Origin of the sequence: Streptomyces sp. NPDC008150 (assembly GCF_042956945.1) — a bacterium.
Classification (GTDB): domain Bacteria; phylum Actinomycetota; class Actinomycetes; order Streptomycetales; family Streptomycetaceae; genus Streptomyces.
Genome location: NZ_JBIBHJ010000003.1, coordinates 160,520 through 175,073, shown reverse-complemented (window position 1 = coordinate 175,073; position 14,554 = coordinate 160,520). Strand labels below are relative to the sequence as shown.

The following is a 14,554-nucleotide window of genomic DNA, read 5'->3' as shown; positions in this document are numbered from 1 at the left end:
CGCCGCCCGCGTCAACTCACCCGCGCTGCGCGCCGGTTGAACCGCGGCGCGGGCCGTGCCCGGACGTGCCGCGGGCCGGTCACTCCAGGTCCCCGAACCCCTCCAGTGCCTCCAACGCCGCTTCCGCCGCGTCCTGTTGGCCGCCGGCCGGGCCGTTGCCGTTCTCGTTCCCGTCCCCCGACGCCTCGTGCAGCTCGAACCAGATGCTCTTGCCCTTGCCGCGCGGGTTGACCCCCCAGTCGTGCGCGAGGAGCTCGATGAGGACCAGCCCGCGCCCCGAGGAGGCGAGTTCGCCGGGCCGGCGCTTGTGCGGGAGGTCGTCGCCCGCGTCGGTGACCTCGACGCGGACGCGGCGTTCGCCGGGCTCGCCGATCACCTCGGCGACGAGCAGCGCGTCGCTGTCGGTGTGCACGAGGACGTTGGTGAGCACCTCCGACAGGAGCAGTACCGCCGAGTCGAGCTGGTCGGCGGAGGACCAGTCGTGGAGGAGTTCCGTGAGCTGGTGGCGGCCGACGGAGATCCGTTCGGGCTCGTCCTGCGCGATGGTGAGCATCGTGCGGCGCAGCGGCCGCCCCGCGACGGCGGTGGGGCTCTCGCCGACGGGTTCGCGGCGCAGCAGCAGGACCGCTATGTCGTCCTCGCGCCTGTCGGCGAGCGGGCCGGTGGTGTGGTGCGAGGAGGGGCCGTGCACGGCCTGGACCAGGGACTCGGCGAGTTCCTCCAGGTCGCCGGGGTGCTGGTCCAGGACGGAGCGGATGCGTTCCCAGCCGGACTCCATGTCGTGGCCGCCGGTCTCGATGAGGCCGTCGGTGCAGATCAGCAGGGTCTCGCCGGGTTCCAGGGCGAAGCGCGTGGTGGGGTAGTCGGCGTCCGGGTCGATGCCCAGCGGCAGGCCGCCGTCGGTGGGCCGCATCATCACGGTCCCGTCGGCCATCCGTATCGCCGGGTCGGGGTGGCCGGCGCGGGCGATCTCCAGGATCCCGGAGGAGGGGTCGACCTCCGCGTACAGGCAGGTCGCGAAGCGCTGGTCGGTGCCGTCCTCGTCCTCGACGACGCCGTGCAGGAAGCGGGAGACGCGGGTGAGGACGGCGTCGGGGCGGTGTCCCTCGGAGGCGTAGGCGCGCAGCGCGATGCGGAGCTGGCCCATCAGGCCGGCGGCACGCACGTCGTGGCCCTGGACGTCGCCGATGACGAGGGCGATGCGGTTGCCGCCGGGCAGCGGGATCATGTCGTACCAGTCGCCGCCGACCTGGAGGCCGCCGCCGGTGGGGACGTAGCGGGCGGCGACGCTCATGCCGGGGATCTTCGGGCCGAGCGTGGGCAGCATGGAGCGCTGGAGGCCGTCGGTCAGCTCGCGCTCGGACTCGGCGGCCCCGGCCCGGGTGAGGGCCTGGGCGAACATGCGGGCGACGGTGGTGAGCACGGAGCGTTCGTCGGGCGTGAACGCGACCGGGTACGTGAAGGCGGCCATCCAGGCGCCCATGGTGCGGCCCGCGACGGTCAGCGGCAGGAACGCCCAGGACTGGCGGCCGAAGTGCTCGGCCAGCGGCCAGGTGAGCGGGTAGCGGTCCTTGTACTGACCGGGTGAGGACAGGTAGACGGCGCGGCCGGTGCGGACGACCTCGGCGGCCGGGTAGTCCGTGTCCACGGACATCTGGAGGAACGGTTCTTCTTCGCCCTCGCGCTGTCCGTGGTGGCCGATGACGGTGAGCCGGTCGCCGACCGCGCCGAAGACGGCGATGCCGTCCGGGGAGAAGCCGGGCATCGACAGCCCCGACGCGACCCGCAGCACCTCCGCCGTGGAGCGGGCCTCGGCCAGCGCGCGGCCCGCGTCCAGCAGGAACGCCTCGCGCGAGCGCCGCCAGTCGCCGGTGACGGCCCGGCGGCCGGCCGGGGTGCCCGGGGTGGGGTCGGTGACCTCCTGGAGGGTGCCGATCAGCTCGTACGAGTCGTTCTCGGGGTGGAAGGCCGGCTTCGAGCGGCTGCGCAGCGTGCGGACCACCCGGCCGTGCTCGTCCATGATCCGGATACGGACCTCGGCGAGGGTGTCCTCGGCGACGGCGAGCTGGACCACCCCGGTGATCTCGATCCAGTCCACGGGGTGCAGGCGGGCGCGGACCTGGGCCTCCGTGAGGGTGGTGCCGGCCGCGGGCAGCCCGAGCAGCCGGGCGGCCTCGGCATCCACCGTGACCAGCCCGGCTGCGGTGTCCCAGTGCCACATCCCGGTCGCGAGAGCGGCGAGGACCTCCCCCACGGAGGGCAGGGGCGGCTCACCAGTACGCATGGCCCCACTTTAGGAAGAGGTCGTCGCACAGTGCCACCGATGGCGCCGGGGGCCGGGGCTCCGCGGGGCCCGCACCGCCCGCCGCACCGCCCGCGTCGCGGTGGGGCGCCGCCCGCCTCGGCGCCCTCTCGCCGCGGGGCCGTCCCGGCGCCGTCCGGGGCCCCGCCCCGCGCCGTACCCGGTGGTCCGCCCGTGCGCGGGGCGGGGCGGACCGGCCCCGCGCACGGGCGGAAACGCGGGGGAGTCGACCTTGGTGCGGCCGGTACCCTGGACAGGTCCGGGCAGCAGCACCGGAGATCCCCGATCCGCGAAGACTGGATGAACGACGATGCATCGGTACAGGTCCCACACCTGCGGCGAGCTCCGCGCCTCTGACGTCGGCACCGACGTCCGGCTGAGCGGCTGGCTGCACAATCGGCGCGACCTGGGCGGCATCCTCTTCATCGATCTGCGCGACCACTACGGCATCACGCAGCTCGTCGCCCGGCCCGGCACGCCCGCGTACGAGGCGCTGGACCGCCTGACCAAGGAGTCCACGGTCCGCGTCGACGGCAAGGCCGTCTCCCGCGGCACGGAGAACGTGAACCCGGAACTGCCGACCGGCGAGATCGAGGTCGAGGTCTCCGAGGTCGAGCTGCTGGGCGCGGCCGCCCCGCTGCCGTTCACGATCAACGCCGAGGACGGCGTCAACGAGGAGCGGCGCCTGGAGTACCGCTTCCTCGACCTGCGCCGCGAGCGCATGCACCGCAACATCATGCTGCGCTCCTCCGTGATCGCCTCGATCCGCTCGAAGATGGTCGCCCTCGGCTTCAACGAGATGGCCACCCCGATCCTGACCGCGACGTCCCCCGAGGGCGCCCGCGACTTCGTGGTGCCCTCCCGCCTGAACCCGGGCCGCTTCTACGCGCTGCCGCAGGCGCCGCAGCAGTTCAAGCAGCTGTTCATGATCTCGGGCTTCGACCGCTACTTCCAGATCGCGCCCTGCTTCCGCGACGAGGACGCGCGCGCGGACCGGTCGCCGGGCGAGTTCTACCAGCTCGACGTGGAGCTCAGCTTCGTCGAGCAGGAGGACGTCTTCCAGCCGATCGAGAAGCTGATGACGGAGCTGTTCACGGAGTTCGGCGGCGGCCGTGAGGTCACCTCGCCGTTCCCGCGCATCCCGTTCCGCGAGTCGATGCTGAAGTACGGCTCGGACAAGCCCGACCTGCGCGCCAAGCTCGAACTCGTCGACATCACCGACGTGTTCGAGGGCTCGGAGTTCAAGGCGTTCGCCGGCAAGCACGTGCGCGCGCTGCCGGTGCCGGACGTCTCGGGCCAGCCCCGCAAGTTCTTCGACCAGCTCGGCGACTACGCCGTCTCGCAGGGCGCGAAGGGCCTGGCCTGGGTGCGCGTCGCGGAGGACGGTTCGCTCACCGGCCCGATCGCCAAGTTCCTCACCGAGGAGAACGTCGCCGAGCTGACCAAGCGTCTCGGCCTCGCCGCCGGGCACGCGGTGTTCTTCGGCGCGGGCGAGTTCGCCGAGGTCTCCAAGATCATGGGCGCGGTCCGCGTCGAGGCCGCCAAGCGGGCCGGCCAGTTCGAGGAGAACGTCTTCCGCTTCTGCTGGATCGTCGACTTCCCGATGTTCGAGAAGGACGAGGACACGGGGAAGATCGACTTCTCGCACAACCCGTTCTCGATGCCCCAGGGCGGCATGGACGCGCTGGAGAACCAGGACCCGCTGGACATCCTGGCCTGGCAGTACGACATCGTCTGCAACGGCATCGAGCTGTCCTCCGGCGCGATCCGGAACCACGAGCCCGAGATCATGCTCAAGGCGTTCAACATCGCGGGCTACGACAACGAGACGGTCGAGCGCGAGTTCGCCGGCATGCTGCGCGCGCTGCGCTTCGGCGCCCCGCCGCACGGTGGCATCGCCCCGGGCGTCGACCGCATCGTGATGCTGCTCGCCGACGAGCCGAACATCCGCGAGACGATCTCCTTCCCGCTCAACGGCAACGCCCAGGACCTCATGATGGGCGCCCCGACGGAACTGGAGGAGGCCCGCCTCCGCGAGCTCCACATCTCGGTACGGAAGCCGCAGGCGAAGTAACGCCATGGCGTAGCGCGTTCGCGCGACGAGGGAGCCCGGGTCCGGACGGACCCGGGCTCCCTCGCGTTCGAGGGTGCTCCCGCCCAGCGGGTATGTGAAGAATTTTCCGTATCACCCCTGTCACCAGACCGTGTTCCCTACGATGCTCCTCACTTACGAGCACCGGGGGGTCTCTGTGAGAGCTCGACAGGGGGTTCTGTGATCACGTCTGCGGACACAGGGGGGAACGCGGCCGACGAGCGGGATCTCGTCCTCGACGCCGTACTGGGACCCGCGACCGAGGCCTACTACTCGGAACGTGTCAGGTCCGGGAGCGGGGCACGGATCCGCGCCCAGGCGGCGCAGTCCACCGTCACGCTGTTCGCGGGCGGCATCGTCGCAGCGCTCACGTTCACCCAGCTCGCCGACAGTCCACCGGTCACCCGGTGGGCGGGTGTCGCGGCGGTCGCCCTGTGGCTGCTGTCCGCGGTCCTCTACCTGCGGGCGGTTGCCCAGCCCGTTTCCTCGCTCGCCTCCGGAGACCGGGCCCGCGACCGTCTCGATTTGCTGGACAAGGTGCTCCGGCGAGCGGACTACGAGGCATCGCAGGTCGACCGCCGACAGAGGCACGCCAACGTGGCGGTCTGCGCCGCTCTGGTGGCCAGCGTCGTGACATTCGCGCTCGCCACCTTCGTGGAGCCCGAAACGGAGACGGCGCGCGGTGTCGTCGTCGTGTCGCCCTCGTTCGCGGAGCAGTCTCGGGCCCTGTGCCCACGGGCCGCCGCCCGGATCACCGGCCGTATCGACGAGGCGTCGGTGGGCAGTCCGTTCCTGCGCGTCACGGTGAGCGGCCGGGAATGCGGGCCCGGCAGTACCGACATACAACTGGTGATTCCCAGGGCGGCCGTGCTGGCCATCGCCCTGAAGGGGGAGTGACAGACATGAGTGACAACGGTACGAGCGACACCTATCACTTCCTGTCCGTCACACCGCTCGCCCAGTTGGAGGCGACGGTGGAGAGCGTGCGGGCGCTGTACCGGTCGGGGCACACCCTGGACGCGATCGTGGTGTTCGGAACGAGAGCTGCGCATCCGCGTGTTGTCACTCCCGGTGACACGGCCGACCTGCTCGACGCCGTCATGATCGAGTGTCTGGACCTTGGCGCACCCGGTGTGCCTCCGGTGGTGCGCGTGCCATGGCGGCAGGACTTGACTCCGCCACGGGCGGGCGGGGGGATGCTGGTCAAGGCCCTCGCGCGCTACTGGAGCGACACCGAACGGGAGTTGTGGCGGCCCGAGGGCGCGGATACGGCCGATGCCGTCACGGAATCGCTCTTCGCGGAGTACACGAGTTGGGCGGCCACGGACGTCTCCTTCCCGGACTGGCTGCCGGGCGTGCTGCCCGGCGAAGGCTCAACACGCATCGGCGGGGACGGCGCCGCTCTGGGGATCGTGGTGGCGAACACGGTGTTCCGCATGGCACTGCCCCCGGGCAGCGGGACCGAACGCCCGAACTGCACTGCGGAGCAACTGGGCGCCGCGGTCGGCGGGGACTATGCGAAGTGGGCGGGGGACAACCGGCTGACCGTCGTGCTGGGCGGCCACAGCGCTGCGCTGCCGACCTCCCTCGGCCCGCTGCTTCCCAGGACTCTTCTGCTGGCGCCGGAAGGCGAGGCCCTGCCCTCCCGGCTCGGTGAGAAGTGGCAGGTGACGCACCTCGGGGCGGTTCGTCAGCATCGCGTCCTGCGGTTGGAGGCCGGAGCCGGCGCGGGCGGAACCCCCCGGGTCAGGGACCTCGCGGCTCCGCAGAACGAACAGCCGATCCCGTTGCCGAGGCCGCGGCGGACAGCGCCCTCGCCCGGCGGTACTGCCTGGCAGGCGGCGCCGCAGGCCGGGGAGGCGGAGGTGCTGGAGGAGTTCTACGGACAACTTGGCACGGGACGCATGATCCTGGTGGCGGTGTCCGGTCTCCACGGCGAGACGCGGCCCGTCGACACCGACACCTTCACCGAGGGGCTCACGAAGGCCGTCTACGGTGGTGTCCCCACTCCGCCGCCGACCACGCCGGAGATCTGGCACACCGCGCTGGCGCGGCTGAACCCATTGGTCGTCGACCAGCACGTGGCAGAACTGCGGGTGGATCCGGAGCACTTCTCCAACCCCGCGCACCGCGTTCTGCGCGCTCCCTGGTCGCGCATCTACGACCTTACGGCGACCGACCTTCTGACTTCGATGCTCCGGCACGACGCGCAGGTCACGGACACCAACACATTCGTGAACGCGCTGATCCGCAAGCCGAGGGCGGGCAACGCCACCGTCGAGGCGGTCGCCATGCACGGAGAGCCGACGGGACCGGAAGGCCTGGAATTCTCCGTTCCCGCGGACGACGACGTCACCCCCCGGGCCCTGTGGTTCCGGAAGCTGAAGGCCGAACTGCTCTGCCGCCCCACGGCGTTCATGGCAACGTCGCCGAGCTCTCGCGCGCTGTGGCAGGCGCTGACCCTGGTGCCGCAGCGGCAGGACCCGGGCGGTCGGTTCCCACAGTTCGTCATCACCGGTCCGGGAACCGCAGCGGACCGCGAACGCATCCGGCAGGCCGGCTTCACCCACATCGAGATGCCGCCGCACGAGTTCGCGACGCGCTGTCTGCGGCCGGGACTCGAGGTGCTCCAACAGGGCCGCAGACGGCTCGCGGACGTACAACTGGGCGCCCGCCGCAACTCGGGCATCAAACTTGTGGCGGGGCTGGTCGACAGTGCGTCCGCGGGCACCGTCGAGTATCTGAAGGGCCAGGACCCCACCTGGGGCGACGTCCGGGACGAATTCTGCGCGAAGCTCTCGATCATCGACCGGATACGGGACAAGGCGAGGCCGGGGCCCAACGGGAGGCATTCGATCGTCCTGGTCGAGGGCCGGGCGGGGTCGGGCAAGACCACCGCGCTCATGCAGTACGCCTACGAACTCCACCAGGCCGGCCGTACGGTGGCATGGATCGACCGCGAGGCCACCGACCCCATTCCCAACCTCAAGGCCCAGGCCGCGACCATGCTTCCGGATGCCGTGTTCGTGGACGACGTGGACATTTTCGGAAGCCTTGGCGCCTCCCTCCTCAAGGAGTTGAGCAACGGCGGCAGGTCGCTGGTGGTCGCGGCCATCCGAACCACTCGCGCAGACGAACTCGACGTGACCTTCGAGCGTGATCCGGTCTCCGCGGACGAACCACTGAAGGACGAGGACCTCGGACAGATCGTCGACATCCTGCACAAGTACGCCCTGCCCGGCATCCTCAAGCAGCACAGGGTGCGGGCGCAGAAGATCGACAAGCTGCGTGAACTGTGCGACCGCAGCCTGTTGGTGGCCATGATCCAAGTGGTCACGGGCAAGCGGTTCGAGGACAAGGTCGCCAGCGAGTTCCACGAACTCGACAGCAGCCAGGTCGCGGTGTACGCGACGGTCTGTGTCTTCGAGTCCGCGATCGTCTTCAAGAAGCGTGGCATCGAGCAGGAGGACCTGCTGCAGATCGTGTCCGGGCGATCGGCGCCCAGACCCGCCCTGTACGAGGCGATAGCCCGGCTCATCAAAGGACGGTTCTTGATCCTCGCCCCGGACGGGACCATCCGCTGCCGACAGCGCACCATCGCGGACACGGTGGTGGAGACCGTGCTGAAGAAGAATCCGACCCAACTCAGCTCGGTTGTCGAGTTTCTGCTGAAGTTCTACGCCCAGTACGCGTCCGAGTCGCGGGACAACGACGATCCGTACCGCCGCATCATGATCAGGCTGCTCAACCACTCCCTGATGGTGTCCCTCCGGCTGAAGCCCGCCAGGGTTCGGGAGATCTACGACACGGTCCACGAACTCCTCTGTGACAACTTCCATTACTGGCTGCAGCGCGGGGAGTTCGAGCTGGAACGGGGCGATCTGGGCATCGCGGAGAACCATCTGGAGACCGCGAAGGGCTGCGAGGGCGGGGCGGCCGACCACTACGTTCTGACCGCGTGGAGCGCGATACGGCTGCGGCGGTCCACAGTGGCCCCGGCGGACGGCACGTTGCACGAGCGCGCGATGCAGGCCATCGACGTGCTGGAGGAGGTGACCCGGCGCCACGGAGGCGCCTCGCCGCACTCCTTCTCCGTCGTCGCGCGGCGTGGAACGCAATGGCTGGAGGCGTGCGAGAGGTCCCTCTCCGCGGATCAGATCGACCTGGTTCTGCGCAAGATCCTCGACGTCATCGCCTCCGGCCGCCGCTTCTGCAAGGACAACCACGAGTTCATGCGTATCGCCGACGAGTACGAGCCGCAGCTGAACCGACTGCTGGAGCGCAGCAGAGGAGTCCCGATGTGACGGGCGGCCCGCTCGACCGTGAGGCAGGACGTCGACTCGCCGCATCCGCGGATGACGCCGCCTCACGGGTCAGGCCGATGGCCCGTCACATCACGCGCACTCAGGTGTCGTAGGACCCGTCCCACGGCGGGCCGAAGCCCAGGCGGTCCGGGTACAGCTCGACCCAGTCGTCGTCGGGGTCGGTCGCCGTGCCCGATTCGGGCTCCTCGGCGATGAGGCCGAACAGGACGCCGTCCCGCGTCAGTTGGAACGGGCGCACCGCGATGTCGCCGGGTTCGCGGTCGGGGAGGTCTTCCAGCAGCTTCGCCAGGTGCGCGTGGGCCTGCGCGAGGACGGACTGCTCGCCGTCGGGGTTCCGTTGCTGCTCGGCCCATGTCCCGGCGCACCAGATCTGGGCGTCGCGGTGCCGGCCGTCGGTGTCGAAGGTGTGGAGCACGGCGTAGAGCCGCTTCTGCTCCTCCCATCCGTCACCGGGCCGGAACCCTTCGGGAAAGGCGTACGTGACCGTCGCCAGGAACTGTCCGCGTCGTGCGGTTTCGGGGTGCACCGTGTACCGGCCGATGGTGTCGGTCCGGTGCCCCGGCTCGTGGGCGATGGGAATCACCTCGGGAACTGCCATGCGGGAACGATACGTCGTGCGGCGGTCGTGCCCGCACGGGGCCTGCGGTGGACGGGACTTGGGACTTCCTGACGGACGGGGCGCGTCGGTGAGGCCGATCACCTGCGCGTTTCGCGCTCGCCCCGCCTGAAGGCCCGCCGCTGCCTGCCCGGCAGCGCCTCCGCCAACTCCCCTACCGCCGCCAGGTCGTGGCACTCCTCGGCCCGGCCGCCGCGGCACCACCACACCGGCTGCCCGGCGGCCTCCCCGGCCCGGCCCGGGGGCGGCTCCTCCCCCGACTCCCCGTCCGGGCCGGTGCCCGGAGTGCGCACGTGCACCCCGCTCTTGTGCACCCAGCAGGTCGGCCATGCCCGCCACAGCAGCTCCATGACCGTCTCCTGCGCGGCGTCCGCGACCATGCCCAGGACGGTCGCGGGTTCGGCGGGCCAGTCCCGTCCACCGTCCTCGGGGTCGTACTCGTTCAGGGAGTTGCCCTGCCAACTGCCGTCCGCCATCGCCACGTAGACGTGCTCGGGGACCCTGTCACCGGTGGCGGCCGACTCCCACGCCGGAACGGCCACCAGAATCAGCGGCTCCTGCTCGGGCAGCGTCGCCCGCAGGTCGCGGTTGACGGCGGCGAGGGCGGTCTGCAACTCCGGCCACCGGCCCGGCGGCACGGGGGCGGGCTCGGGGAACTCGGTGGCGTGCGGGAAGTGGCTCACCGGAGTGTTCTACCCCGGGGCGGAGTGACGTGTCGGCCGGTACCCCCGCGACGACGTCCTCGGCGGACGGTGCGGTGACGGCGCGGGCGGGCCGATGACGGGCCGGACTCGGCCCGGGACGGACAGGTGCCAGCGGGCCCTCGACCGGCTACCCGGCGGGCCGCGGGCGCGCCGACGCCCGTGAGACCGCGTCCGGACTCGGGCGCTGCCGGGGGCAGTTGGCCGGTCGGTCACGGCAGCGGTCGCCGCCGGCCGTGGCGGCCGGGGTGCGGTCCGCGTTCGCGGCGCGGTGCTGAGCCGACTCGGACGGCCGTCGGGCCGTTCGGCGCCCGGCCGCTGGTGGGGCAGCCCTGGGCGCGTGGTCGACGAGCGGTCGCGGCCTGGATCTCGCTCTCCTCGTCGGGTGGTGGAGAGCGTGGGGGTGTTCGGGCCGCTACCTGATTGATCCTTTGCCGCCGGTCCTTCCGCTACCGGTTCTCTATCCACCACACGAGCAGGGACACGGCACCGGCGCCCACCGCCGTGCACGCGCCCTTGAGGACATCGGTGCAGGCTGTGCGCGCCCACTTCACCCAACTGCGTTGCTGAACCTCGTCGGCAGGGGGGTGGCCCTTGCTCAGCGAGCCGCTAGAATCCATCTGAAGCTGCCTTTCCGGGAATGGAAGATCGGAGTGGCTTCGCAGAGGGAGTCCTCGGCCGCATGCTTGGCGGCTCGGCCGATGAGACTCCCTTTTGCATTCCGCAGCGAGAGACCGGCGAACGTTTTCAGTCAACTCTTTGCTTCATGCGCAATGTTGCGGCTTTTATGCTGTTATGTGTGCAATTTTCTCTGCCGAGAATGCTCTTGGCAGACACAATATGATCACCCATAATCATATTGGGGTGGAGAAGTGTCGTATCCTGCCCTTTTTCGGCGCACGGTGGGAGCCGCGACGGTATGGCAGAGTCGAAAACTGAGTGGCGGAAGAGTTCGGCCTCCGCGCAAAGCGGAGATTGCGTGGAAGTGGCGATGGCCGGCCAGGTCCGGGTCAGGAACTCGAATTTTCCCGGGCAAGAGGTCGTCGCCGTTTTCCCGAGGGCGTGGATCGCCTTTATCGAATTCGTCAAGGATGTGGATGTGGATGCGTACCGGCCGGATTGATCCGCCCCGCATGCCGCTCCCCCCGGATCGGTCATCGCCCACCCCCTTTGTGCCTATTGGAAATCCCTGAAGAGGAAATCCTTGTCGAGAGCCCTGGCCACGTTCCGCTCCACGAACCAGTAGTCGTCGAGATAGTCGGTCGGGTCCGTCGCGTTGGCTCCCGTGTACGGCGACCGTTCGCTCAGCAGCACCTGACCGTCAGGGCGTTCCAGGTAGGCCACGAGGTCCTCGTCCTCCTCCGGGAACTGGAAGAGCACGTAGGGCGACCTGAACTGCGGGTACAGGCCGGCCGTGAAGGGCACCACCTTGATGTCGACGTTCTCCAGTTCGTTGAGCGTGATCAGCTTCTGGAACTGTTCCTTCATGATCCGTTCGCTGCCGACCACCCGCCGGATCGCCGCCTCGTCGAGGATGAAGTGGAGATCGGGTCCGCCCGTCCGCAGGACGCGGTCCTGTCGTTCCAGCCGCAGTGCCAGCAGGGCTTCGGCTTCCTGTGACTCGCCCAGGATCTGCTTTGCGTATTCCTCGGTCTGCAGCAGGCCGGGCACCAGGGTGGACTGGAAATTCCGAATCCTGATAGCCGACGATTCGTAGCTGACGAAGCGCAGGAGTTCCGGGGCGGCGGCCGTGCGGTACGGGCTCCACCATGAGGGTTGGCGTGCTGCCCGGGCCATGGCGGTGATCTCTTGGACCTCTGTCGGGTCGGTGACCCCGTAGAGATCGAGCAGGACGCGGGCGTCGGTGATCGCTAGGCCCACCTTGCCCGTCTCGATCCTGTTGATCTTCGAGGGCGACCATTCCAGGGCATCCGCGACGTCCGTGTGGGTCAGGCCCGCGGCCTCCCTGGCTGCCCGCAGCCGCTTGCGAAGGCGATGCCCCTGGTAGATCGGATCCTGCCTGTCCTCGGGTACCGACACTTGGTTGTCCCTCACCTGCGTTGTCGTCTTCTACGCACTCAGGTCGGGGCCAGGCGTTCGAGCCATCACCCGGCCGAGTGCGTGGCGGCTTCCTGCCGCCTGTCGGAAGGATCGCCGACCGTTGGATACTAGGCCACTGGACACCCTCCGATTGCCTGGATCGTTCAGCCGTACAGCCGCTTATGGGGCGCCTGTTCGATGGCTGGCGTTCAGCGGAAAGCCGATCGCCGGTCCGCGCTCTGTTGGTAGGCGATGAGGATCCTCCTAACGTCCTATTACCATTCTGCTAGGTAGCAAACGGCTGGTCCAGCGGTTTTGGGGCCTGGTTTCGGGAGTTTTTGAGTCGTGAGTTTGCTGGTGGGATGTGTGCGGCGCATGGGGTGCGTAAGGAAAGGGCCGGGCGCACATGCCGCGCTCTCGCGCAATCGCGTGGCCGTGAAGCCGGTGTGCCGCGTGCGGGTGGGGTCCGGACGGGTGTGTGGACGCGGATCGGGGTCGCTTCGCCGATTCGCGTCGTGTGCTGTGGTCGCGAGGGGCGCCGCGGAGGAAGAAGGTCGAGTCCTGCCATGCCCAACGCACAACGCCCCGCCCCCGGTTGCTGCCGGGGGCGGGGCGCTCTGCGTGCTGGCAGGGGGAGTTGGTTACTCCGGGACGCCGCCGAAGCGGGTCGTGTACTCCTCCAGGTCGTCGTCCGTCAGCTTGGCGAACAGGACCGGGGGGACCGCGAAATGGGTCCCGGGCGGAAGGGAGTCGAGGCTGCGGGCCTCTTCCGGGGTGACCCAGGTGGCCGTGTCGTCGGCCAGGTCGAACGCCGTGCGCATCGCCTTCGCCGATGTCGGGATGAACGGCTCCGAGACCACCGCGTACAGGTGGATCAGGTTCATCGCCGTGCGCAGCGTGAGCGCCGCGCCGTCCTGGTCGGTCTTGATCTCCAGCCAGGGGGCCTTCTCCTCCAGGTAGGAGTTGCCCGCGGACCACAGGGCGCGCAGCGCCGCCGCGGCCTTGCGGAACTGGAGGGCCTCCATCTGGGTCTCGTACTCCGCGAGCAGGCCCGCGATCTCCTCGCCGAGCTTGGCCTCGGCCGGGCCCGCCGGGGAGCCCTCGGGGACCGTCTCGCCGAAGCGCTTCTTGGAGAAGGACAGCACCCGGTTGACGAAGTTGCCGAGGGTGTCGGCCAGGTCCTTGTTCACCGTGGCCGTGAAGTGCTCCCAGGTGAACGACGAGTCGTCCGACTCGGGCGCGTTCGCCATCAGGAAGTAGCGCCAGTAGTCGGCCGGCAGGATGTCCAGCGCCTGGTCGGTGAAGACGCCCCGCTTCTGCGACGTGGAGAACTTCCCGCCGTAGTACGTCAGCCAGTTGAACGCCTTGACGTAGTCGACCTTCTTCCACGGCTCCCGCACGCCGAGCTGCGTCGCCGGGAACATCACGGTGTGGAAGGGGACGTTGTCCTTCGCCATGAACTCCGTGTAGCGGACGGGGTTCTCGCCGCCGTCGGCCTCGTACCACCAGGACTTCCAGTCCCGGTTCTCCGGGTCCAGGTCCGCCCATTCCTTCGTCGCGCCGATGTACTCGATGGGGGCGTCGAACCAGACGTAGAAGACCTTGCCCTCGGCGGCAAGCTCCGGCCAGGTGTCCGCGGGGACCGGGACGCCCCAGTCCAGGTCGCGGGTGATCGCGCGGTCGTGCAGGCCCTCGGTCAGCCACTTGCGCGCGATGGACGCGGCGAGCTGCGGCCACTCCTCCTCGTGCGCGGCGACCCAGGTCTCCACCTCGCCCTGGAGCTTCGACTGGAGCAGGAACAGGTGCTTGGTCTCGCGGACCTCCAGCTCCGTGGAACCGGAGATGGCGCTGCGCGGGTTGATCAGGTCCGTGGGGTCCAGGACGCGCGTGCAGTTCTCGCACTGGTCGCCGCGGGCCTTGTCGTAGCCGCAGTGCGGGCAGGTGCCCTCGACGTAGCGGTCCGGCAGGAAGCGGCTGTCGGCAGGCGAGTACACCTGGCGGATCGCGCGCTCCTCGATGAAGCCGTTCTCGTGCAGGCGGCGCGCGAAGTGCTGCGTGATGTCGCGGTTCTGCGGGCTGGAGCTGCGGCCGAAGTAGTCGAAGGCGAGCGCGAAACCGTCGTACACGGCCTTCTGCGCGTCGTGCGCCTCGGCGCAGAACTCCGCGACGGGGATGCCGCGCTCCTTGGCCGCCAGTTCGGCGGGGGTGCCGTGCTCGTCCGTCGCGCAGATGTAGAGGACGTCGTGACCGCGCTGGCGGAGGTACCGGGAGTACACGTCCGCCGGGAGCATGGACCCCACCATGTTGCCCAGGTGCTTGATTCCGTTGATGTACGGAAGTGCGCTGGTGATGAGGTGTCGAGCCATCCGGCTGCTCCCACTGTCTGCTGTCTGGGCTGGGTGTTCGGAACCTTGAAATCGTATCCGACGCCCGTACGCCGTCCGCCCGGAGTTTCCGCGGGGCGGACGGCGGCCCCAA

The 14,554-nt window shown here is 69.5% G+C and carries 10 protein-coding genes; 4 read left to right on the top strand and 6 right to left on the bottom strand.

Annotation, left to right across the window (positions count from 1 at the left end; genetic code table 11):
• Positions 1-79: 79 nt before the first annotated feature.
• Positions 80-2,284, bottom strand: a complete 2,205-nt coding sequence (locus tag ACFZA0_RS10070; protein WP_391013852.1) for a SpoIIE family protein phosphatase — start codon at positions 2,282-2,284, stop codon at positions 80-82.
• Positions 2,285-2,612: 328 nt separating this feature from the next.
• Here ACFZA0_RS10070 and aspS point away from each other — a divergent pair, with 328 nt between their 5' ends.
• The 3 genes from aspS (at position 2,613) to ACFZA0_RS10055 (ending at position 8,698) form a co-directional block, all read left to right on the top strand.
• A complete protein-coding gene (aspS, locus tag ACFZA0_RS10065) occupies positions 2,613-4,376 on the top strand; it encodes an aspartate--tRNA ligase (RefSeq protein WP_391013850.1) in 1,764 nt (587 codons plus the stop codon).
• A 198-nt stretch (positions 4,377-4,574) separates the two neighbouring features.
• Complete coding sequence (locus tag ACFZA0_RS10060; protein WP_391013848.1) at positions 4,575-5,291, top strand: hypothetical protein; 717 nt, start codon at positions 4,575-4,577, stop codon at positions 5,289-5,291.
• A gap of 5 nt (positions 5,292-5,296) precedes the next feature.
• Positions 5,297-8,698 carry a hypothetical protein gene (locus ACFZA0_RS10055; RefSeq protein ID WP_391013846.1) on the top strand — a complete coding sequence of 1,134 codons (3,402 nt, stop codon included), beginning with the start codon at positions 5,297-5,299 and terminating at the stop codon, positions 8,696-8,698.
• Positions 8,699-8,798: 100 nt separating this feature from the next.
• Here ACFZA0_RS10055 and ACFZA0_RS10050 read toward each other — a convergent pair whose 3' ends face one another.
• The 3 genes from ACFZA0_RS10050 to ACFZA0_RS10040 form a co-directional block, all read right to left on the bottom strand.
• A complete protein-coding gene (locus ACFZA0_RS10050) occupies positions 8,799-9,317 on the bottom strand; it encodes a hypothetical protein (protein WP_391013844.1) in 519 nt (172 codons plus the stop codon).
• 98 nt (positions 9,318-9,415) lie between these two features.
• Positions 9,416-10,018, bottom strand: a complete 603-nt coding sequence (locus ACFZA0_RS10045) for a hypothetical protein (protein ID WP_391013842.1) — start codon at positions 10,016-10,018, stop codon at positions 9,416-9,418.
• Between the two features lie 467 nt (positions 10,019-10,485).
• Entirely contained in the window at positions 10,486-10,656 is a 171-nt protein-coding gene (locus ACFZA0_RS10040; protein ID WP_391013840.1) for a hypothetical protein, read from the bottom strand.
• 299 nt (positions 10,657-10,955) lie between these two features.
• Between ACFZA0_RS10040 and ACFZA0_RS10035 the strand changes: the two genes are divergently transcribed.
• Positions 10,956-11,159, top strand: a complete 204-nt coding sequence (locus ACFZA0_RS10035) for a DUF397 domain-containing protein (protein ID WP_391013838.1) — start codon at positions 10,956-10,958, stop codon at positions 11,157-11,159.
• A 53-nt stretch (positions 11,160-11,212) separates the two neighbouring features.
• Here the strand turns inward: ACFZA0_RS10035 and ACFZA0_RS10030 are convergent, their stop codons facing one another.
• Both ACFZA0_RS10030 and metG read right to left on the bottom strand, forming a co-directional pair.
• Complete coding sequence (locus ACFZA0_RS10030) at positions 11,213-12,076, bottom strand: Scr1 family TA system antitoxin-like transcriptional regulator (RefSeq protein WP_391013836.1); 864 nt, start codon at positions 12,074-12,076, stop codon at positions 11,213-11,215.
• A 641-nt stretch (positions 12,077-12,717) separates the two neighbouring features.
• Positions 12,718-14,442: a methionine--tRNA ligase gene (metG, locus tag ACFZA0_RS10025; RefSeq protein ID WP_391013834.1), complete on the bottom strand. Its 1,725-nt coding sequence runs from the start codon at positions 14,440-14,442 to the stop codon at positions 12,718-12,720.
• Positions 14,443-14,554 lie beyond the last annotated feature (112 nt).

What these genes read in the sequence shown, in the direction of transcription:
- ACFZA0_RS10070 (WP_391013852.1), bottom strand. Translation starts at nt 2,284, where the DNA reads ATGCGTACTGGTGAGCCGCCCCTGCCCTCCGTGGGGGAGGTCCTCGCC.
- aspS (WP_391013850.1), top strand. Translation starts at nt 2,613, where the DNA reads ATGCATCGGTACAGGTCCCACACCTGCGGCGAGCTCCGCGCCTCTGAC.
- ACFZA0_RS10055 (WP_391013846.1), top strand. Translation starts at nt 5,297, where the DNA reads ATGAGTGACAACGGTACGAGCGACACCTATCACTTCCTGTCCGTCACA.
- ACFZA0_RS10050 (WP_391013844.1), bottom strand. Translation starts at nt 9,317, where the DNA reads ATGGCAGTTCCCGAGGTGATTCCCATCGCCCACGAGCCGGGGCACCGG.
- ACFZA0_RS10040 (WP_391013840.1), bottom strand. Translation starts at nt 10,656, where the DNA reads ATGGATTCTAGCGGCTCGCTGAGCAAGGGCCACCCCCCTGCCGACGAG.
- ACFZA0_RS10035 (WP_391013838.1), top strand. Translation starts at nt 10,956, where the DNA reads ATGGCAGAGTCGAAAACTGAGTGGCGGAAGAGTTCGGCCTCCGCGCAA.
- metG (WP_391013834.1), bottom strand. Translation starts at nt 14,442, where the DNA reads ATGGCTCGACACCTCATCACCAGCGCACTTCCGTACATCAACGGAATC.